Below are 20180 nucleotides of genomic sequence, written 5' to 3'. Positions count from 1 at the left end.
ACTTATTCAAAATGATTCCAGAATGCCTGCGTGGCCAGCTGTCCTGCTCTTTGCAGCCGTTTCTTCTCCCGCAATGGTAATACAATGGAACGATATGCATGTTGCAGATAAGGCCAGCCAAAGGCAGCGGTATTGAAAATGATCATGATACCGGAGAATAGTTGTAGTCCCATAAACACCGCAATCCCCATGTGCATCAACACAATGGCCAGATAGCCATAAGGACGGGTACGGCGCCACCAGATAAAGAAAGGATATCCTGTTTCCAACAACAAGGTTCCCCATCCGATCACTTTAGCCAGCAATGGATAATTAGCCATCCAACGCATATCAAAACGGGCAAATTGACCCTGCATCAGCGTTTGCCAGATGGCTTCCCCGTTCCACCATTGTATGCCCATCGCTTTTTCAGCGCCGGATGCAATATATACAACGCACAGGTGCAGCTGTAATACCCGGATGGATAGTGTATTCCATTCAGTAGCCACAGGTGCTGCAGACCGGGAGAATGTATCCCAGGAGAAGACCTCGCCCACAGGCATGGTAATACAATAGAACAACGCGATGTGCATAAACGTTTCCACACCGTAGGCTCCCATGAAACCGGTATTGATGAATGTGAACTGTAATGCCCACGCCACAAAAGCAGCATACCGTGTAAACTTACCCAACAGCAATACGCCCAGGCTGAACAGGTAAATACCCATCAGGAGATACACCCATGCATCGGCCGACATACCCGTCACGCTCACCAATGGCTGTAACCAGGATAACTGGGGCATATAAGCGTCAACGATCCCGTTGCTGATAGACCAGGGCACTAAACCATTACTCCCGTATAACAGGGTGATACTGCCCGCCAGCCAGCCGCCCTGTACTAATCCCAGCAGGGCAATACCTATTCTGAAAAATGCCAGCGGCTCACCTGTGCTGGGAGTAAGGAAGAAACGTTTAAGACTAGCGAGCATAAGAAAGGTTTTTAAAATCTTTAACTAAGAATGGTTCCCACTTCGGTGTGGCTCCAGCCCTGAACGATGCCATATCAGGCACTTGTTTACCGATAACAGTGACACGCAGCATGCGGGTTTCGGGGTGCTGACGTAACATATAAGCGGCGCAGCTTTTTGCCAGGAGGGACTGGGCTTCGTCGATGCTGAAGAAATTATAGATGGTCTGTATGCGGCGATTGCATTCCGTATTGCTGCTTTCCAACCGGGTCACCTGTTGGCGTGTGCCATCTGCAAGCGTGTATACCACCGCTATTTCATTGCCGATATGAGGCGCAAAAAAACTAAAGATGTTGCCACTGCCGGTATAATCGCCATAGGCGGTGATAGGTTTCAGCAACCGGGATTTACCCGTCGTCCATTCCTCCAGGTGAGCGGCATGCAGCGCAGCGACTGTCAGGTGAAAGATGGCGATGCCGGTCCAGCAGATATGTTTGACTGTTATCATAACAGATGGATTGAGAAGTGAAAAGGAGCAGGACTAAGAACCGGGCAGGAAAACAATTCCACAGCAACTCCCGGTCCTTAATTCCTGATCATACGCAACATTAGAAGCCAACCACTACACCACCAGCCACTTCTTCGAAATTCAGTTTCTCGAAGCGTGCATCCAGGCGCACAAAATTGGCGCGGATATCTTTCATGATCTCAGGATCGAAACAACCGATCAGGTTGGGGAACCTCTTTCTCAGGATGTCTTCCCATTTCAGACCATTGTAAACAGTAAGACGGGCACCGGCACCAGCAACCTGGGTAATGTCGGCAGTACCATAGAAACCACGGGTAAAATAAGGCAGCTGACCTGCAGGAACGGACAAACGGAATTTCGACAATGACGCCTTACCGATCACTTTCTGATCAATAACATCAGGGGTTAAACGTGCACCGGCAGCCAGGAATGTTTTAGTAGCAAGCAGTTGTTGTCCTTTACCTATTTCGTATACGGCCAGATCGGCAAACTGTTTAGGATCAGCTTTCTTTGCCAGTGCAGCAGCACGGGAAGCAATATCAAATACAGGGATCATGGTAGGACAGGTTTTGATCCAGATCTTACGGAACGGGATCCTTTCGTAACCGATCTTAGCCAGTTCCGGGAATGGCGGACGGCCACCAGGACCATAATACTGTGTTTCATCAGACAAGCCACCATAACGGGCTTTGGTGATGTAAGCATTGGCTGGTAATCCATCAAAAGCTAAGAGGTAGGTATCCGGTGAAAGATCTTTCAGGATAGCATCCAGTTCATCTGTGCCTGCCAATCTGCCGCCGGCTTCAGTTGTGGAACCTATTGATGACTGTGGGGCGACCTGCTGGTCTTTCTTGCAGGAAAACAATGACAGGGCAGCTATAGCAGCCACGCCTGTGAAGAGGAGATGTTTGCGCATTTTCTTTGGGGTTTGTGGTTAATAATTAATTCAATGACACAAAACTCATTCAATTAACCTTTCCCGTCAAGTGCAAAAACTCCTGTTTTACTACGTATAAATACGTGAACAATGGAAAATCGGCAGATGAGCAACCGCGAAGCAACTCATCTGCCATATAATTTACGTTCTGCTGCTCTAACGCAGGAACAGGATCTTACCAGCCTCACTTGATCTGTAAGTACCGGTAGCTGCATCAAACGTATAGGTACAGGTACCGAAATGGTCCCATGCACATACGTAGTCATAATCCTTGATACCTGCTACTGCAAATTCGCCTGTACTGGTTTTGAAGTACTTGGTTTCAGCACGTTCAGCTTTGTTTTGCAGATTTGTGGCTACCGCTGTTCCGGCAGCGAGGGTAACGGCCACTGCCATTAACGCGAATCTTACGTTTTTCATTTTTGTGGGTTTGATTTTGTAGGTGAACGGGGCAACAACAGGATGATGATCTTAACAGCATAGCTGCTGTCACTATATTAAATTCGGGTTTCCTTGCGATGTTTTTTTGTGATTATCGAGGTTGCCTGTGTCAACGATCAGATAGTTTCTTTTTTCCTGATTCATGGGTTTACATTTTTTTCGTGACGGGGTTAACATTTAATAGGGTACTGAAAATTTCATGGATGATTAAAGGCCGTCTTCCTTGGCTATGGTCACGAAGATATAATAGTCTGCTGCTACGCGACAGCAGTTATTATTTTGATAAAAGAATATTTACTATCTTTGCGTCAGATTAACACAAAGAGTAGATGAAACCCTTTCATAGTTATCAAAACCCCTCCCTTGCAGTGGACCTGGTTGTATTTGGTTACAGTAAGCAAAACCTTTCCGTTTTACTCCTGAACAGGAAAGAAGCACCCTTTAAAGACCGCTGGGTACTGCCCGGCGCTTTCCTGCAAATGGAAGAACGGTTCAAGGATACCTGTTCAAGGGTTTTAAAGACTAAACTGGGCATGGATGACGTATACCTGGAACAATTATACTCTTTCGATGAACCTGATCGTGATCCCCGTGGCCGCGCTATTTCAGTGGCCCACTATGCATTGGTGAACCCGGCCAGGATAGCTATTGCTGCGGGCAGTATGGCCAATGATGTGAGCTGGTTCAACATCAATGATTTGCCTGCTCTCGGGTTTGACCACGACAGCATGTTCCAACAGGCACTCCAGCGCTTACGCTCCAAGATCACTTATTTTCCCGTGGGCTTTGAGCTGCTGGACGATCTGTTCACTATGCCTGAACTACACGAACTGTATGAATGTATCCTGGACATTACGATTGACCGCCGCAACTTCAGAAGGAAAATCCTCGAGTCAGAATACATCATCAACACCGGCAAAAAAAGAGAAGGTTCGCAGAACCGGCATCCCGATCTCTATAAGTTCAATAAAAAATTAAAGAAGAATAGCTTCCAGATAAATTTCTAAAGATGAAATACAGTAGCACAAAAACCCCACCCTATGGAAGGGACACAACCTCCTGGGGTATGCCCTGATGGAAGTCAGGGACCAATTAAAACAATAAATACAATGAACGAGAAACAAAAGAAGAGCATCAGTAAATTTCTGAGCCTCATCCTTCGGCATCAGCCGGAGGTTATTGGAGTTACCCTTGATGAAAACGGTTGGACAGATGTAGATGAACTGATCGCTAAAATGAATGCCAGCGGACACCGACTATCCTTTGATGAACTGGAAGAAGTAGTTGATACTGACGACAAACAACGTTATGCCTTTAGCCCTGATGGTAATAAAATACGCGCCAGCCAGGGTCATTCTGTCGATATCTCCCTGGGGCTCGACCCTACAGCGCCACCGGAATATCTTTATCACGGAACAGTATCTAAATTCCTGGACAGCATCAGGAAAGAAGGCCTGCAGCGCATGAGCCGTCAGCACCTGCATCTAAGCCGAGACAAGGATACAGCTGTTACGGTAGGTAGTCGCCGGGGCAATCCTGTGATCCTCAACATCAGCAGTGGTCAGATGCACAGGGACGGATTCCTGTTCTACATCTCTGATAACGGCGTGTGGCTGACAGATCATGTGCCGGCTAAGTATATCAACTTCTAACAACAGCACATGACTGACAGAAACTTTATTAAAGACGCCCTACTGGGCGTAGCTACCGGCGATGCACTTGGCGTGCACCTCGGAAATGATACGGACACGACAGCAGCAGTTACAGGCGGACTGGCAGGTCTGACATATGGATGGGAAACAATTCCTGCCGACTGGCTAAATGTTTTGGCAAAAAGAGACGCAATTGACCAGTTGATCACTAACTTGCAAGCCAAAATTTACGGATAATGGCGCGGACGTTTGTAATTGGGGACATACATGGTGCATTGAAAGCATTGGAGCAGGTACTGGATAAGATCAAACTGAGGGCAGATGATCACCTGATCTTCCTGGGTGACTATGTTGATGGCTGGTCACAATCTGCACAGGTCATAGATTATCTCATGCAACTGGAAAAACAATACCATTGCACCTTCATCAAAGGCAATCATGATGCCTGGTGTGAAGCCTGGTTAATGGGAGGATTCCCCGATCAGACATGGCAGTTCAATGGTGGCAAAGAAACTGTAGAAAGTTATGAAGGGTATAATCAGTCACAGAAGAATAATCATATCATCTTCTACAACAGGATGAGAGATTATCTCATCGATGATGAAAGCAGGTTATTTATACATGCAGGCTTTACCTCTATGCATGGCCCCGCGATGGAACGATATGATACTAGCTATTATTGGGACAGAACCCTTTGGGAAATGGCCGTTTCGGTAGACAAACGCATCAAGCGGGATTCCAAATTGTATCCTAAAAGATTACTTGTATTTAATGAGATCTTCATCGGACATACGCCTACCATCAACTACGATGTAGATGTCCCTATGCAAGGTTGTAATGTGTGGAACGTGGATACAGGCGCTGCTTTTTATGGGAAGCTGACAGCGATGGACATTAATACGAAGAAATTCTGGCAGAGCGATCCTGTGAAACAATTATATCCAAATGAAAAAGGAAGGAACCGTTAAGGGTTATTTCAATACTAATTCTTTCTTTACAAGCGGGAGATCTTTATCACTGATATCGGTTTCATAGTAGTATAATACGCCATCTTCCATGACGATCCTGTTTTGCAGCTCTTCATCACTGAGGTAATCACACAGAGTAGGAATAGACCAGTAATCAGTGAGCCTGATCCATCTTCCTGCTGTATAAGACCAGGTGCTGGCAGTATACATACAGGAACGCATCGACAATACAAAGATCGAGATCTCATCCTTTCCATCCGCATTCAGGTCACCTTCATTCACCAGTCTGATATGCCGGCCTGTCATCACTGGCATAGGTTTCAGCCGGTTATCCTGAAAGCGGACCACATATTGTTTTTCTGTTGGCGCTTCCGCATCGGCCGCATTTACGCCATCACTACGGGTATTACCTACAAACACCCCATACCCTTTATCACAACTGGTATCGTCATCGAAATAACCTTCCACATGCACGGTATCCGGAATGAACTGCGCGTTCTCAGGAGGAGAAGCGAGGATCATCATACCTGTATCAATGGCGGGTTCAACTATGTTAATCATGCCAAGGGCAGTTTCTTTTTCTTTGGGAGGCTCTACGATGGAATAGCATGCTGGCAAAAAAAAGAGACATAAGGCATAGAGGGACTTTTGCATCTCACATGAATTACGAGGTACTAAAGTATTACTTTATTTATGCTTATTCAAACATTTACTTTAATTCTCAATGTTTTAGTATTTAATCAGCTATTATTTTCCCCCTGTCTGCAGGTGCTCAGCACTGCTAAACTTTGTCCAATTTAGAGTGGGAACGTTTGCGTAAATAATTACTGCTGCTTCTGATTGCTCACGTTTCAAATCCTGTAATTTCAGGAAGAAATAAAACCCCGTTATGAAAACACTAATACTACTGGCACTTACATGCCTTCTGGGAGAAGGTATGGCCTATGCTCAAACCCCGCTGTATGTTGCCCCCGGCGGCTCAGCGTCTAACCCCGGCACAAGCATTAACGCCCCTACAACACTTACCAATGCTTTAGCAACTATCCCCGCTGGCGGCACCATTTACGTACGCGGAGGCACTTACAGCTTCTCCGCATCTGTTATTATTCCTGCTACCAACAACGGTACATCATCTGCCAACAAAAATGTTGTTGCATATGCAAGTGAAGTGCCTGTGCTCGACTTCTCCGGACAAGCTATTGCAGACGCTAACCGTGGACTGGTACTGGATGGCGATTACTGGCATTTCACAGGCATCACCATCAGAGGCGCAGGTGATAATGGTATGTTACTGGCTGGTAACAACAACACTATTGAAAAGTGCATCTTCAGCGGTAACCACGACAGCGGCTTACAACTTAGCCGCTATGTCACTACCAACACGACCATCAGTTCATGGCCTTCCAACAATCTTATCCTGAACTGTGAGGCATTTGACAACCAGGATCCCGACAATGAAGATGCAGACGGCTTTGCCGCTAAACTAACCTGCGGTACTGGGAATGTATTCAGAGGATGTATCTCTCATCACAACATTGATGATGGATGGGACTTCTATGCGAAAGATGATACAGGCCCCATTGGCGCCGTAACACTGGAAAACTGCGTAGCCTACAACAATGGCTCACTGAGCAATGGCGGTACTTCCGGCAATGGCGATAAGAATGGCTTTAAACTGGGCGGTTCAGGTATTTCTGTGAATCACATCGTACGCCGTTGTGTGGCATTCAACAACGGCCACCACGGCTTTACAGACAACAACAATCCTGGTAATATCGAAGTATCCAACAACACGAGTTACAACAATGCAGAATCCAACTTCAATTTCAGGGAAGGCAGTAATGCAACCTATAGGAATAATCTATCGTTCAATGCCGGCTCCAGCGACAAATCAAACGGTACAGAAGTAGGCAGCAGCAATGTGTGGTGGAAGAACAACGTCAGCACCAATAGCGGCGGACTGGTGGTGAGCAGCGCAGACTTTGTCTCTACAAGCCCCAGTGTTGGTAAAAATTCAGATGGCAGTCCTAATCTCGGTAACTTCCTGGCACTGGCCAGTGGCAGCGATTTGATCAACACAGGCGTTACAGCACCTGGCATTACTTATACAGGGTCTGCACCTGATCTGGGTGCCAGGGAATCAGGCAGCACCGGTAATCCCAATCCGGGCACTTACACACTTAGTCTTACTGCGTCACCTGCTGCGGGAGGTACAGTAACTGCTAGCCCGAATGCATCTTCATACACTGCGGGCACAGTAGTTACGCTGACGGCGTCACCTGCCAGCGGGTATACCTTCTCAGGATGGAGTGGAGCTGCCAGTGGCACATCCACCACTACTGCTGTAACAGTTAATTCCAATCTTGCAGTTACGGCTAATTTCACAGCAAACAATGGTGGCGGTGGCAATACATTGCGTATAGACGATGCAGCATCAGCTATGAGTGGTTATTGCGGCGCAGATGGTAGTCGTCAGAACAGCTACAGCGGCGCCGACGGCGGCTATTATATCAATCTGTCCAATTCAGCATCCAAAGGCGTTAACTACCGTATTATAGTTCCTTCAGCAGGGACTTATTCGTTTGTATGGAGATATTCCAATGGCGGCGCTAATGTTTCAACTACTGCACGTCTATTGGTGAATGGCAGTACAGCGGTAGCAAGTGTATCATTCCCTAAAACAAGCTCCTGGACCGCCTGGACAACTACTGCTGCGGTAACCGCAACACTTGCTGCTGGTGCAAATACGGTAAGGATCGAAACAACATCCTCTACTGAATTTGCTATTATAGACTGGGTGGAAGTGACTGGTAACAGTCCTTCTGCAGCGGCATGTAGTGCCAGTGCACAAAGTACAGTAGCGTATAAAGAAGAAGACAGCTATACGACCGTCAATGAAGCTGCGCGGATTTATCCTAATCCGACGGTGAATACGTCTAATATCAGTTTCTACAACAAACAGGAAACAAGAGTAGCAGTCAGATTATTTGATGCCAGTGGTGCACTTATTAACACTATAACAAATAAAGTTTATCCTGCTGGTCAGCATCAGCTAACAGTTGATTGCAGTAAGCTGGTACAAGCAGTGTATTTTATCAGAGTGGAAAGGAATGATAAGAGTGAAACGTTACGGATCATCAAACAATAACGTCCCTATAACTTTTCTCCCGGCTTCAGTGCTTTGCCCCGATGTTGTTCAGCGACCGCAAACGCCTCATCCGAAAGCGCCTGAAATCCTTTAGGCGCTTTCGATGCCGGGCCTTTATAAATACCCACGAAAGGTTTGGAGAATGTCTTACGGGTTACGGGGTCTGTCATCCTGAAATATTGCGGATACCAGCCTTGCACGGTTCGATTGTCAGGCGCTGCTTTCTGCGCAGCTTTAGCCCTGTTCTCCAGGATCTTTTCTAATGAGACTTTATTAACATCGGCCTCTTTAAAGAAGTAAACACGACGGCCTTTTAATCCATTACCACTTTTAAATACACCAGCATGGTGCCATTCGGAAGCGAAGATCTCAATCTCTTTCGCGCTGATCTTATTGTTGAACTTCTTGGACAATAAAGCAGCTACCTCACCTGCTTTCAACAATTGCTTGTCTTCAGCATCCTGGTAGTTTTCAGACTTCCCCTCCTGCAGATATTTACGCATCTTCATGAGGGAAAGTTACACTAAATCTCCTTATACCGTCCAATGCTCTCGCCTGATGATCTCTTCCAATCGGGCTTTATCCGCCCCCATCTGAGGCTCCAGTCCTAACTGTTGCATCAGGGTATAGCTGTTGATCACCCCTTCTTTGAACCAGGGCATTTCTTTGCTTAATGTAATGAGTTTGGCGAAACCCTTCATATGTTCGCCTTTCTGGATTAAGAAATAGGCATGTGCTGCTCGAAAATGTGGATAATGATAGAACTCCCAAGCGATAGCATCCCAGGTTACCTCAGTAATAGCAGGTTCGGATTTTAATAACGCAATTGCATAAACTGGAGAGTGAAGAAGATCATGTTCGAAACATACCAGTTCCGGAATGGTCAGCGACTTCCTGTTGTCACTCATAAATTTGATACGCAGCACTTCATTATATAACTCATGTGCCCGTTCTTCTTTATGGGTATAGTGCCAGATATCTCCCAGCAGGATCTTTGCTTTCAGATGATTAGGTACGAGGTTCAGGGCTTTTTGCGCGCGCTCTTCTGCCTCTTTATATCTCGTGAGAATAAAATAAGACCTGGCTACTGCCATATGAAAATTGGCATCGGTCAGATCAGGACCGGTAGCATGTTCTGCCGCTATGTTCAGGGCGTGCTCCGGATAACGGTCTATGTTGTAACGTTCTATCACCTGCCAGAGCTTCATGGACTCGCCAATAGAGTTATCCAGGATCTTATATATAATGCCTCGTCTGTCCCAGATAGATTTTACGCCTTTCCAGGTTTCAAATTCTTCAGGGAAGGCAATGGCGAAGGGAATCACCTCATTAGTTTCTTCCGAGCGGACCCGCATACTCATTTCTTCTTTCGGTCTGCTGGTATAACGTGCGGCTGCTGCCAGGAATTCTTTGTCAAATAATTCTATGTCTGTCATAACCTGAGCAGGTGCGGCCTGCCCATTCCTATTGTTGCTGTTGCCAAATAACTTAGCGAAAAGGCCCATATCCGTGTAACTGTATTGTTCTGCAAGATATACAAATTATATACATATTATTTATAATACCATTTGAATAAATTAAGGGCAACAGTCATTAAATAATCCTAAATTAGAATAGGAAGCGAAGTATTCAGTATTTATCATATATCAACCAAATGTCAATTTCAAGAAGAGCGTTCTTATCCCAAACAGGGAAAGTTGCTGCTGCGTACCCCGCTATGCTGGCTCTGGGAATGTTACAAAAAGCACCCGCCCATGCCTTTGATCTGCAAGGAAACGGAAACGGCAAACGTATCATTATCCTCGGTGCGGGCCTGGCAGGACTTACAGCCGCTTATGAGTTAACTAAGCTTGGATATCAGTGCACTATTTTAGAAGCCCGTAACAGGGCAGGCGGCAGATGCTGGAGTATCCGTAAGGGTACCGTTCATCATGAAACAGATATCGCCCCCCAAACGGCCGCTTTCGATGGTGACCAGTACTTCAATGCAGGCCCCTCCCGCATTCCGCATCATCATGAGTTGACTATGCACTATTGCAGGGAACTGGGCGTGCCCATCCAGGTATACAATAACGTAAACGAGGCTACTTATTTCTTCAGTGAGGGCAAAGGCCCGCTTTCCAATAAAAAGGTCAGGGCCAGAGAGATCCATAACGATCTGCGCGGTTATACCAGCGAACTGCTGGCTAAAGCCATTGATCAAAAGAAGATTGATACCGCATTGACCAAAGAGGATTCTCAAAAGATCCTTGAATACCTTCGGGCAGAAGGCGGGCTGGATATCGATAAACTATATAAGGCTTCCGACAGACGGGGATTTATTGACGCCCCTGGCGCTGGTGATAAACCAGGAAAGATAGGTGCTCCTCACCGGCTTGCCGACATTATCTCCTCCGGACTGGCAGATCCTGACTTTTATAACGTGGCGGAATACACGTATGAGCTACAGATGACCATGTTCCAGGCCATCGGTGGTATGGATAACATCTCCAAAGCTTTTGAACAACGGGTAGGAAAGATGATCCGCTTCGGATGTGAGGTGACCGATATTCTGAATCAGCCGGATGGGGTCAAAATCATCTACAAAGACAAAAAAGGTCCCGGCGAGTTGCAGGCAGACCTCTGCATCTGTACATTACCGCTGCCAGTATTAAGTAACATCCGGCATAACTTTTCTTCTGACGTGAGCCGTGCCATTGACTATGTGCCATATATGATCACCGGTAAGATCGGTATGCAGTTTAAAAGAAGGTTCTGGGAAGAAGATGAGCAGATCTTTGGCGGTATCACACATACCAACAATGAGCTTACGCAGATCTTCTATCCGTCTTACGATTATTTAAGCAAGAAGGGGATCCTGCTTGGCTATTATAACTTTCATGAAAAGGCGAAACGGACGGGCAATCTTACACATGCGGAACGCGAGAAACTGGCGATGGAGAAAGGCAGTATGATACATCCGCAATATCCGAAGGAGTTTGAGACCTCCTTCTCTGTAAGCTGGCATAAGACACCATACAGCATGGGCGGATGGGGATTGTACACGGGCGCTACCAGGCAAACATTCTATAAGAGTTTATTACAAGCCGATAAACAGGTATACTTCGCAGGTGAACATACCACCTATCTGAATGCCTGGATGGCCGGTGCTTTTGAATCGGCCAGAAGAACGGTAGCTGATATACATGCCAGGGTAACAGATCAACGTATCACTTATCCCACTGCTACAGGCAGTTAATAAATAGACATTTTTTACAACCAAAACGAATTGCTATGAATACCACCAACTCCATGAACAGACGTAACTGGCTGAAGACCACAGCGCTGTTTACCGGAGGATTGACAATGCTTCCTCCCGCCATCAGCCGGTTGCAGGCAGCGCCTGTCGCCCCTGTCGCCAGCAATAGTACTGCTTATGCCAATGACTTTGCTATTGGCCCCAAACTGCCTGTCAATTTAAAAGCCAGACTGTTTGCCAACGAGAATCCTTTCGGTCCTTCTCCCAATGCTAAAAAAGCCATTATGGACAGCATGCTGACCAGCTATCAGTATCCCATTATGAAGATACCGGAACTGGAAGAGAAGATCTGTACGCACGAAGGTATCACTGCCGATATGCTGATGATCAGTTCAGGCTCCTCTCCTTTGCTACTAGGCACTGCTGTAAGCTTGTTAAGGGACGGAGGCAACGTTGTTACCGCCGAGACCACCTACGATGATCTTCCCACCCGCTGTGAAAAAGTGAACGCCAAATGGATCAAAGTGCCGCTCACCAAAGATTATGCACATGACCTGGACGCAATGGAAAAAGCGATCACTCCAGATACCAAACTGGTGTATGTGTGCAACCCAAACAATCCGACAGGCACCATTGTAGATAAAGACAAGCTGAAGGCTTTTTGTGAAAGAGTGTCGCAAAAAACACTTGTCTTTGTGGACGAAGCCTATATCGATTATCTGCCCGATGCAGATGAGACGACATTGATGAGTAGCGTTAAGAAAGGGCAGAACATTATTGTAGCACGCACTTTCTCCAAAGTATACGGACTGGCAGGATTGCGCATCGGATATATTGTAGCACAACCAGCTACTATCGCGAAGCTGCAACCACATACCGCCTGTAGCTGGGCCGTCCTCTCTGCTCCTGCTATCAATGGCGCGCTGGCCAGCTACCAGGACAAACCGTATATACAGGAAACCGTAAAGAAAACCATGGAAAGCAGGCAGTTCCTGTACGACACACTGAAAGCGGAAGGCTATACTTATATTCCCTCTCACACCAACTTCGTCATGTTCCCATTAAAGATGGACGGAGAACGTTTCGTGGAAGAAATGATGAAACGTGGCGTAGGAGTGCGTAACTGGAAAATGAACGACCAGCACTGGTGCAGGATCAGCATCGGGCGTATGGACGAAATGCAGGCATTCGCCGCTGCATTCAAGGAATTATCTTAACTAACAGACTCTATGAAAAAATATCTGCTGACATTACTATCTGCTGTTTTCACATTACAGGTGATGGCACAATCCCGTCCTATCACAACCGCTGAATATGTGAAAGCAAAGACCTTTACAGTGAAAGACCTGGACAACGACACTTACGTAAAGTTCAACAATGCGTATGTACTGGACCGCTATGAAATGCGTAAGCCGTATATCATTACCGGCGACGATGGCCAGAAAAAAAGGATTGACCTCTACCGGCTGGTAGCGAAAGACAGTATGCTGGACATCGCCACTGTCATTTTTTATACTAATGAGAATGGCAAGCTTTATACTGCAGTAATGCCATTGTTCAACAGCAACGCCGATATCTGGACCCAGTACTTTGAGGATATACACGCCATTGATAAAGTAGAAAAGAATTATGTGCTGAAGCTGTCATATGTGCTGTCCAAAGAATTCAGTTACCAGTTATACAAATCCATGAATGCGGGCAAGGATGTCAAAGAGGAAGCGGGCACCTACGGTACGGACATTTGTTTCCCTGGCAATCAGCTGGTAACATTGGCTAATGGCGCTCAAAAGGAACTGCGTGCCATTCAGCCTGGCGATGAGATTATCAGTCCTGATGCTACTACTCATCAGACGAATATCATCCGTGTAAAAGAACTGGTGAAACATACCGCAGAAAATTATGCCATCACCCGTTTACTGGTGATGCATGCGGCAGAGCAGGAAGGAGCCGGTATACATATGGTCACTTTATCAGGCAAGGTATTGCAGGCAACACCGAATCATCCGGTGCTGACCGTTGCAGGTAAAAAACAAATGGGCACTGTAGCAACAGGCGATCAGCTGCTATGCATGGATGAACACACCAAAACACTCGTCACATATACAGTTGTAAATAAAACGGAAGCAGCCGGAGGCAAGCAACCGGTCTACAATATTGTTGCGGAAGGCGGAGATGCCTTTATGATGAACAACATTATGGTATTACAGAAATAGCAAAGGGGGCAGACGCCCCCTTTTTTCGTTACTGTTCCGCCAGTACTTTACCGGCGATATTATTAGGAACCAATTGATAATCCTGGAACGTTACAGACGCAGCTGCCCTTCCTGAAGAAAGTGAACGTAATGTGTTCACATACCCAAACAGGTCAGACAATGGCACTTCCGCTTTGATATACTGCGCACTCGCTTTCATCTCCATTCCCCTGATCACACCACGTCGTCTGTTAAGATCGCCTGTGATCGCGCCGGTATGTTCTTCCGGCAAAGTCACTTCCACATTCATGAAAGGTTCCAGTAAACGTGCACCCGCTTTCGCAGCGGCCACACGGAAGCCCATTAACGCAGCATGTTCGAAGTCCAGCGCGTGAGAATCTTTCTCATGTATAGCGCCATCCAGCAAACGTACCCGCATAGATTGTACAGGATAACCTGCCAGCACGCCATTCTTCATTGCCTCTTCAAAACCTTTCTTTACAGAAGGTATGAACTCGCGCGGAATAGCGCCGCCAGTGATCTCGTTGATGAACTCAAAACCTGGCTGTCCGTCTTCACGGGGCGACAGTTCAAACACGATCTCAGCAAAGTTGCCCGAGCCACCGTTCTGCTTTTTGTACACTTCTTTATGTTGTACAGCCTTCGTGAATACTTCTTTATAGGCAATCTGGGGTTGACCTTTATTGATCTCCAGCTGATAATTGGCGGCTAGTTTCTCCATCACAACTTCCAGGTGCAATTCCCCCATTCCTTTAAGGATGGTTTGTCCTGAAGCAGCATCTACTTCTACTGAAAGAGTAGGATCTTCTTCTACAAGTTTCGCCAACGCTTCACCCAATTTATTTACATCTTTGGCAACTTTCGCTTCGATAGCGTATCCCATCATCGGTTCAGGGAAGCTGATCTTTTCCAGTAATACAGGGCTATCCGGATCGGATAACGTATCGCCGGTACGGACATCTTTCAATCCTACTACGGCGCCAATATCACCAGCTACAATTGCTTCAGCTGTTTCATATTTGTCAGACATGATACGCATCAGGCGACTGATACGCACCTTCTTACCAGTGCGGCTGTTCCATACGGTATCACCAGTACGTAAAGTGCCTGCATACACTCTGACGAACGTTAACTTACCAGCATAATCATCAGAAATGATCTTGAACGCCAGTGCAGCAAACGGACTTTCTTCGGTAGTGCTTATCTGCACATTTTCTTCTGTGTCAGCATTGGCAGCATGCACCTGCGGCAGATCAGCCGGAGCCGGTAAGTAACGCACAACTGCATCCAGTAAAGGCTGTACACCTTTATTACGGTACGCGGCACCTGCCAGTACAGGAATGACCTGCATCTGCAAAGTAGCATTGCGTAATGCGCGATAGATATCTTCCGCGGATACTGAAGCAGGATCGGTCGTATAACTTTCAAAAATGACTTCGTCGTATAACGACAGTTCTTCCAGCAGATTAGTACGCGCCTGCGCTACTTCTTCCTGCATGGCAGCAGGTATATCAGTGACGGTATATGTTTTACCATCCTGGCTATCCCATACATAAGCCTTCATTGTGATCAGATCGATCACACCTGAGAAAGCATCTTCCGCACCGATCGGCAATTGCACAGGCACAGCATTCGTATGTAATACATCACGGATCTCTTTCACCACACGACGGAAGTCAGCGCCCTGTCTGTCCATCTTATTGATCATAACAATACGTGGCACGTTGTACCGGTTAGCCTGCTGCCAGACAGTTTCAGACTGTGGCTGCACGCCCGACTTCGCACAGAAGACAGCGATCGCACCATCCAACACACGGAGGGAACGTTCTACTTCTGCAGTAAAGTCCACGTGACCGGGTGTATCGATAATATTCACCTGGTATTTGTTATCATTAAGTTGCCAATAGGTAGTGATGGCCGCTGAAGATATGGTGATGCCACGTTTCTCTTCCTGCGGATCACTATCCATAACGGTATTTCCTTCATCCACACTACCTAACTTATGGGTAAGTCCTGTGTAATAAAGCATGCGTTCAGTGACAGTTGTTTTACCTGCATCCACATGCGCCATGATACCTATATTTCTGAATTGGTCCTGTCGTTTCATTTCTGTTGATTTTAAAGCAATAAAAAAACCTTCCGCTCTGGTAACGGAAGGCTTTTTGCAATATGCATAGCACTATACGTTACCGGACTTGCCGTGTAAAGAATATTGTCAATGTTTTGATAATGGCTATCATATTGCTTGTTATAAATGTTGTTAGTGAAATATTAATTGAAATAAATACAGTTTAGTTATGCGGATATAGTTATCCTATTAAGCAGTTGTATATAACTGCATGCATGTAACTAAACATAATTGTTTAAGGAAGAATGGGGGAGACAAATAAAAAGGCCCCTTCGGATGAAGAGGCCTCTGAAGAATATCCAGACACAATAATTAACCTCTCATATCCGGGCAAGGATCTGCCTCCCCGTTCTTAATTAAGACAATACAGGTGCTAGCAATTACTGCTCTGATAGCAGCACTTGCGTTGAACACTGATTGATATGAAATACTGTTTGTCATTGTGATTAAATGCTTTAAAAATTCGTGCACAAATGTACGAAGTTTTTCGATATAAACAAGGAGTTGTATGTGTTCATGCCACTCCTTTACGTAATGTTAAAGGTATTATAACGTTGGTTGAGGATCTACAATATTTAATACTTTGCTTCCATCATTGTTCAGCATCCATGCGCCCAGATTAAACCACGTGGAACATTCATCTAATATCCACGCGTCTGAACTACATACTAACTTATCACCAGCTATCAGGTATTTATCAGGATCATTCTCAAGATAGATATCCCAGGGGAAATGATGCTTCTCTGCCAGCTCGTAACAAAAGCCTTTCAGCTTTCCGCTATTGGAAACAGGCGCATCGAATATCCAGATCACTTTTTGCACTTCCAGTTGCTGTAATACATTTCCTATTCTTATCAACACATCACCGGTCTCACTGATCATTTTGTAGGTTCCGTGAACGGATGATATATCGCGGTAACAACCGTCCAGACCTTTGAAAACGAAACCGCCGGCATAAGCCGTTTCCAGTAGGATCAATAAATTAAAACCATCTATGTAAACAACTTTATTCTTCAGATCACCGTTGTGCAGTTCCTTATTTCTCCGGTTCTCTAATTGTTGTTGGGAGCAGCTCATTCCCTGCAACGCGAGTTGTTGACGCCTGATCAGGTCATACCTGTTACCCACTAACGCCAGCGAAGCTTTCTGCGGATAGTCCCTGCTTAAGAGATAGTACATATCATCCAGCGCCAGTTTTAATCTATCCTGTTGAGCGACCGAGCCGAATAGTGCACTGTCTGCTAAATGTTGATCTTTGTTTCTTCCGGCTTGTAGTATTTCTTTATCCATGACGGGGGAGTGAATGTCAAAGTTAAGCTGTCCGGAAAAGCTTTTCCCTTCGAATTTATGGTTGCGATGCCGGTGCGATAGTGTAAACCTGTTTTCCCGGTTCGGAGATCCTGAATGTCAGGTTAATACGTGCACCGATCTTTTTCGAGGTTTTAGGGATATGATGTTCATAATGGTCCTGCATGGTTTCTCCCATTAACAGGAAACTGCCATGTGTTAAGGGAATTTCCAGCTGACCGGTGACTAACCGGTCTTTGGGTCTTACTTTAAAAAGCCTGGTTTCCCCGAAGGTAACGGAAGCAATAGGGTGGTGCACACCATCTGCCGGCAAAGTGTCACTATGCCAGGATACGGAATCATTCCCGTCCCGGTAATAGTTCAGCAATACCCGGTCAAAGATAATACCGCAGGCGGCTTCTACTTTGGCCTTGATATCCAACAGATCTGTCGTCCATTCAAATCCTTTTGTTCCACCATAATAGGCAGTTAAACGGGGATCAGGTAAAATCCTGTCATACATTTTCCGGGTACGCTGTTGCCAGGGGGTTGTTTCTTTGAGTATCCTGAAATATTTATCGGCTTCTGTTCTGGGGAAGAACTGTTCCCAAAGCCTTAACTCTGTATTTGGCAGTTGAAAGTCTACGAAACGCCTTGTCCCCTCGTCAAACAGCTCAAAATCATCAAAAAGTTGCATAGGGTACAAAGATACGAAACCGGGCCGAAATACTAAATATTTTAGCATTTTACTTAATATCGTCGTTATTCGGTTCTCTATACATAGTGTAAAGTCCATACTGAATTTGCAAAAAACTGTAAAGTCAATCCTGAATCTCTCCGATAAAACCTTAAAGTTTTTCCGTACTAATACAGTACTAATACATGCCTGGACAAGCTCCCACTTTACAAGCTTTATACAAGCTTTATCTTACGTTAATCTTACGTTCAAAGACGTAAGATTAACGTAAGATAAAGCTTGTATAAAGCTTATTGTATAATCCTGAAATGGGTTTACACCTTAAAACAGTGTAAACCTATATCAGGACAAGACATGTTGAAAGCTTGTAAAGTAAAGTCCTGATGCAATTTCAATCCTCTTTACTCCGGCATACCATAGTTAGCCATCCATCTGGTCTTGATCTCAGCCCTGGCCTTAATGAACTCCTCGTCGGTTCCCTGGGCGATGGCATCCAGCGGGTAACGTAGCGGACGGGTCCCCTTTTCCATATTGACCAGTGCCAGCACCCCGTCGGCAATTACCTGGGGATCCATATTAAACTCGGCCATTTTGCCAAATAGAGCTCCTCCTATCGCGTTAATATGGTTTTGGGTAGCCTCGCCATACTCGGCAGTGATATCCTGTTTATCGGCATGTATGCCTGCCTTAACGCCGGTATTCATCTCCGTAGGATATACCCCAGGTTGTATGGACACATTTTCAATACCGTACTGTTTTAATTCCCCCTGAATGCCTTCGGTGATGGTCTCTACACCGAACTTTGATATCATATAGGGCACCATGAACGGTACGCTAAAACCACTGGCGCCGGATGTCAGGTTGATGATCAGTCCACTCTTCTGCTTACGCATGGAGGGCAGTACAGCCTGGTACATACGGATCACCCCATAGAGGTTTATTTCCTGCATCTTTTTGATCTGATCGATAGACCATGATTCCAGCAAGCCAAAGCCTGACACGGCGGCATTATTGACCAGTACGTCGATCCTGCCATGTTTAGCCAGTGCTGCTTTTACAGCATTATTAACAGAATTATCATCAGTTACGTCCATTTCCAGGACATCGACATTGGGCAATGCCGCCAGTTCTTTGGCTACCGCTGCATGCCTGTCGTTTATACCGCGCATGGTGGCAATAACGGTATGTCCTGCTTTTGATAAAGTGTTGGTCATTAACCTGCCGAAGCCAGAGCCAGTTCCTGTGATCAAAATTATCTTCTTCATGATGCTATATTTTGTGTTGTGTATTTTTTTGTTTTACAACACAAAATTGCGATGAAGTCAGGCCTGACTCCATTGACTTATACATCTAAAATCTATTGACAAATGTCATTGGGACCTATTTCTTTGCCGCCTGGGTACGGACACGGCTTAGTGTTTCGGGAGAAAGCCCCAGGTAAGAGGCTATCATATGCTGGGGAATACGGTTAACAATATGAGGGAACGTATCCAGGAAATGCTGGTATTTTTCTTCCGCTGAATAGCTGATGGCGGCATGGATCCTTCGCTGGGATGCATTAAAGCTCCTTTGCAGGATCGTATTTACCATGTCGTTAAAGGCGGGTATCTTCTTGCAGAGATTATCAAAATCCTGCTTATTGATCAGCAGGACATGTGTCTCTTCAATGGCGTCTATGTTGAAGGGTGATGGTGTTTCATTCTGCAGGCTTTCCCTGTCGCCTGTCCAGTAATTTTCAGGCGCAAAGTTCATAATATGCTCATGCCCCTTGTCGTCTATCTGGTACGTACGGAGAAATCCCTTGCATATAAAGGCATTGTAGCGCCATACATCACCTTCCTGCAGTAGATATTGTTTCTTACGCAGTTTTTTGATCACGCTGACCGCTTTGATCATTTCCGCTTCTTCATCTGTGATCTTTGTTTTACTGTTGATATATGCGAGAAAGACTTCGAACATGCATACCTGATTAATACTGCGAAAATACAAAACATC

At 45.7% G+C, this 20180-nt stretch carries 20 protein-coding genes; 8 read left to right on the top strand and 12 right to left on the bottom strand.

What is annotated here, in order from left to right; all coding sequences use genetic code 11:
• Positions 1-2 precede the first annotated feature (2 nt).
• From C7475_RS14265 to C7475_RS14250, 4 genes are all read right to left on the bottom strand, one after another.
• Entirely contained in the window at positions 3-968 is a 966-nt protein-coding gene (locus C7475_RS14265) for an HTTM domain-containing protein (protein ID WP_110053991.1), read from the bottom strand.
• Positions 958-1455, bottom strand: a complete 498-nt coding sequence (locus tag C7475_RS14260) for a hypothetical protein (protein ID WP_110053990.1) — start codon at positions 1453-1455, stop codon at positions 958-960. The genes C7475_RS14265 and C7475_RS14260 overlap by 11 nt, the downstream gene beginning before the upstream one ends.
• A 100-nt stretch (positions 1456-1555) precedes the next feature.
• Positions 1556-2392, bottom strand: a complete 837-nt coding sequence (locus C7475_RS14255) for a hypothetical protein (protein WP_110053989.1) — start codon at positions 2390-2392, stop codon at positions 1556-1558.
• Positions 2393-2569: 177 nt separating this feature from the next.
• Entirely contained in the window at positions 2570-2833 is a 264-nt protein-coding gene (locus tag C7475_RS14250; protein WP_233259854.1) for a DUF6520 family protein, read from the bottom strand.
• Between the two features lie 350 nt (positions 2834-3183).
• Between C7475_RS14250 and C7475_RS14245 the strand changes: the two genes are divergently transcribed.
• The 4 genes from C7475_RS14245 (at position 3184) to C7475_RS14225 (ending at position 5474) form a co-directional block, all read left to right on the top strand.
• Entirely contained in the window at positions 3184-3861 is a 678-nt protein-coding gene (locus C7475_RS14245; protein ID WP_110053988.1) for an NUDIX domain-containing protein, read from the top strand.
• 102 nt (positions 3862-3963) lie between these two features.
• Positions 3964-4506 carry an RNA 2'-phosphotransferase gene (locus tag C7475_RS14235; protein ID WP_110053987.1) on the top strand — a complete coding sequence of 181 codons (543 nt, stop codon included), beginning with the start codon at positions 3964-3966 and terminating at the stop codon, positions 4504-4506.
• A gap of 9 nt (positions 4507-4515) precedes the next feature.
• Positions 4516-4743 (top strand): ADP-ribosylglycohydrolase family protein, encoded by a 228-nt coding sequence (locus tag C7475_RS14230; RefSeq protein WP_233259853.1) that lies wholly within the window; start codon positions 4516-4518, stop codon positions 4741-4743.
• Positions 4743-5474 (top strand): metallophosphoesterase family protein, encoded by a 732-nt coding sequence (locus C7475_RS14225; RefSeq protein WP_110053986.1) that lies wholly within the window; start codon positions 4743-4745, stop codon positions 5472-5474. Before C7475_RS14230 ends, C7475_RS14225 begins: the two co-directional genes overlap by 1 nt.
• 3 nt (positions 5475-5477) lie before the next feature.
• On the opposite strand, the gene C7475_RS14220 is transcribed toward C7475_RS14225, so the two are convergent.
• Entirely contained in the window at positions 5478-6035 is a 558-nt protein-coding gene (locus C7475_RS14220; RefSeq protein ID WP_146217549.1) for a hypothetical protein, read from the bottom strand.
• Positions 6036-6363: 328 nt separating this feature from the next.
• On the opposite strand from C7475_RS14220, the gene C7475_RS14215 reads away from it, so the two are divergent.
• Positions 6364-8622, top strand: a complete 2259-nt coding sequence (locus C7475_RS14215; protein WP_110053984.1) for a T9SS type A sorting domain-containing protein — start codon at positions 6364-6366, stop codon at positions 8620-8622.
• 5 nt (positions 8623-8627) lie between these two features.
• Here C7475_RS14215 and C7475_RS14210 read toward each other — a convergent pair whose 3' ends face one another.
• Both C7475_RS14210 and C7475_RS14205 read right to left on the bottom strand, forming a co-directional pair.
• Entirely contained in the window at positions 8628-9131 is a 504-nt protein-coding gene (locus tag C7475_RS14210) for a hypothetical protein (RefSeq protein WP_110053983.1), read from the bottom strand.
• Between the two features lie 24 nt (positions 9132-9155).
• Positions 9156-10058, bottom strand: coding sequence for a lipopolysaccharide assembly protein LapB (locus C7475_RS14205; RefSeq protein WP_146217548.1), 903 nt, complete (start codon positions 10056-10058; stop codon positions 9156-9158).
• Between the two features lie 218 nt (positions 10059-10276).
• On the opposite strand from C7475_RS14205, the gene C7475_RS14200 reads away from it, so the two are divergent.
• Genes C7475_RS14200 through C7475_RS14190 form a run of 3 tightly spaced genes read left to right on the top strand, consistent with a single transcriptional unit; the run spans position 10277 to position 14073 of the window.
• On the top strand, positions 10277-11860 hold the full coding sequence (locus C7475_RS14200; RefSeq protein WP_199236226.1) for a flavin monoamine oxidase family protein: 1584 nt from the start codon (positions 10277-10279) through the stop codon (positions 11858-11860).
• Positions 11861-11895: 35 nt separating this feature from the next.
• Positions 11896-13077 carry a histidinol-phosphate transaminase gene (locus tag C7475_RS14195; RefSeq protein WP_110053981.1) on the top strand — a complete coding sequence of 394 codons (1182 nt, stop codon included), beginning with the start codon at positions 11896-11898 and terminating at the stop codon, positions 13075-13077.
• 12 nt (positions 13078-13089) lie between these two features.
• Positions 13090-14073 (top strand): Hint domain-containing protein, encoded by a 984-nt coding sequence (locus tag C7475_RS14190; RefSeq protein WP_110053980.1) that lies wholly within the window; start codon positions 13090-13092, stop codon positions 14071-14073.
• Between the two features lie 28 nt (positions 14074-14101).
• Here C7475_RS14190 and fusA read toward each other — a convergent pair whose 3' ends face one another.
• The 5 genes from fusA to C7475_RS14165 all read right to left on the bottom strand — a co-directional run bounded on the left by fusA (position 14102) and on the right by C7475_RS14165 (position 20144).
• Positions 14102-16180 (bottom strand): elongation factor G, encoded by a 2079-nt coding sequence (fusA, locus tag C7475_RS14185; protein ID WP_110053979.1) that lies wholly within the window; start codon positions 16178-16180, stop codon positions 14102-14104.
• 567 nt (positions 16181-16747) lie between these two features.
• Positions 16748-17491 (bottom strand): DUF434 domain-containing protein, encoded by a 744-nt coding sequence (locus tag C7475_RS14180; RefSeq protein ID WP_110053978.1) that lies wholly within the window; start codon positions 17489-17491, stop codon positions 16748-16750.
• Positions 17492-17546: 55 nt separating this feature from the next.
• Positions 17547-18185, bottom strand: a complete 639-nt coding sequence (locus C7475_RS14175) for an alpha-ketoglutarate-dependent dioxygenase AlkB (protein ID WP_158286503.1) — start codon at positions 18183-18185, stop codon at positions 17547-17549.
• 401 nt (positions 18186-18586) lie between these two features.
• The gene (locus tag C7475_RS14170) at positions 18587-19450 is read right to left on the bottom strand and encodes an SDR family oxidoreductase (RefSeq protein ID WP_110053976.1); all 864 of its coding nucleotides are present in this window, start codon (positions 19448-19450) and stop codon (positions 18587-18589) included.
• A 115-nt stretch (positions 19451-19565) separates the two neighbouring features.
• Positions 19566-20144: a Crp/Fnr family transcriptional regulator gene (locus tag C7475_RS14165; protein ID WP_110053975.1), complete on the bottom strand. Its 579-nt coding sequence runs from the start codon at positions 20142-20144 to the stop codon at positions 19566-19568.
• Between the last annotated feature and the right edge of the window lie 36 nt (positions 20145-20180).

Source organism: Chitinophaga sp. S165 (assembly GCF_003182155.1).
GTDB lineage: Bacteria > Bacteroidota > Bacteroidia > Chitinophagales > Chitinophagaceae > Chitinophaga.
The sequence above is the reverse complement of the archived record's forward strand: the minus strand, read 5'-3'. Positions and strand labels throughout refer to the sequence as shown.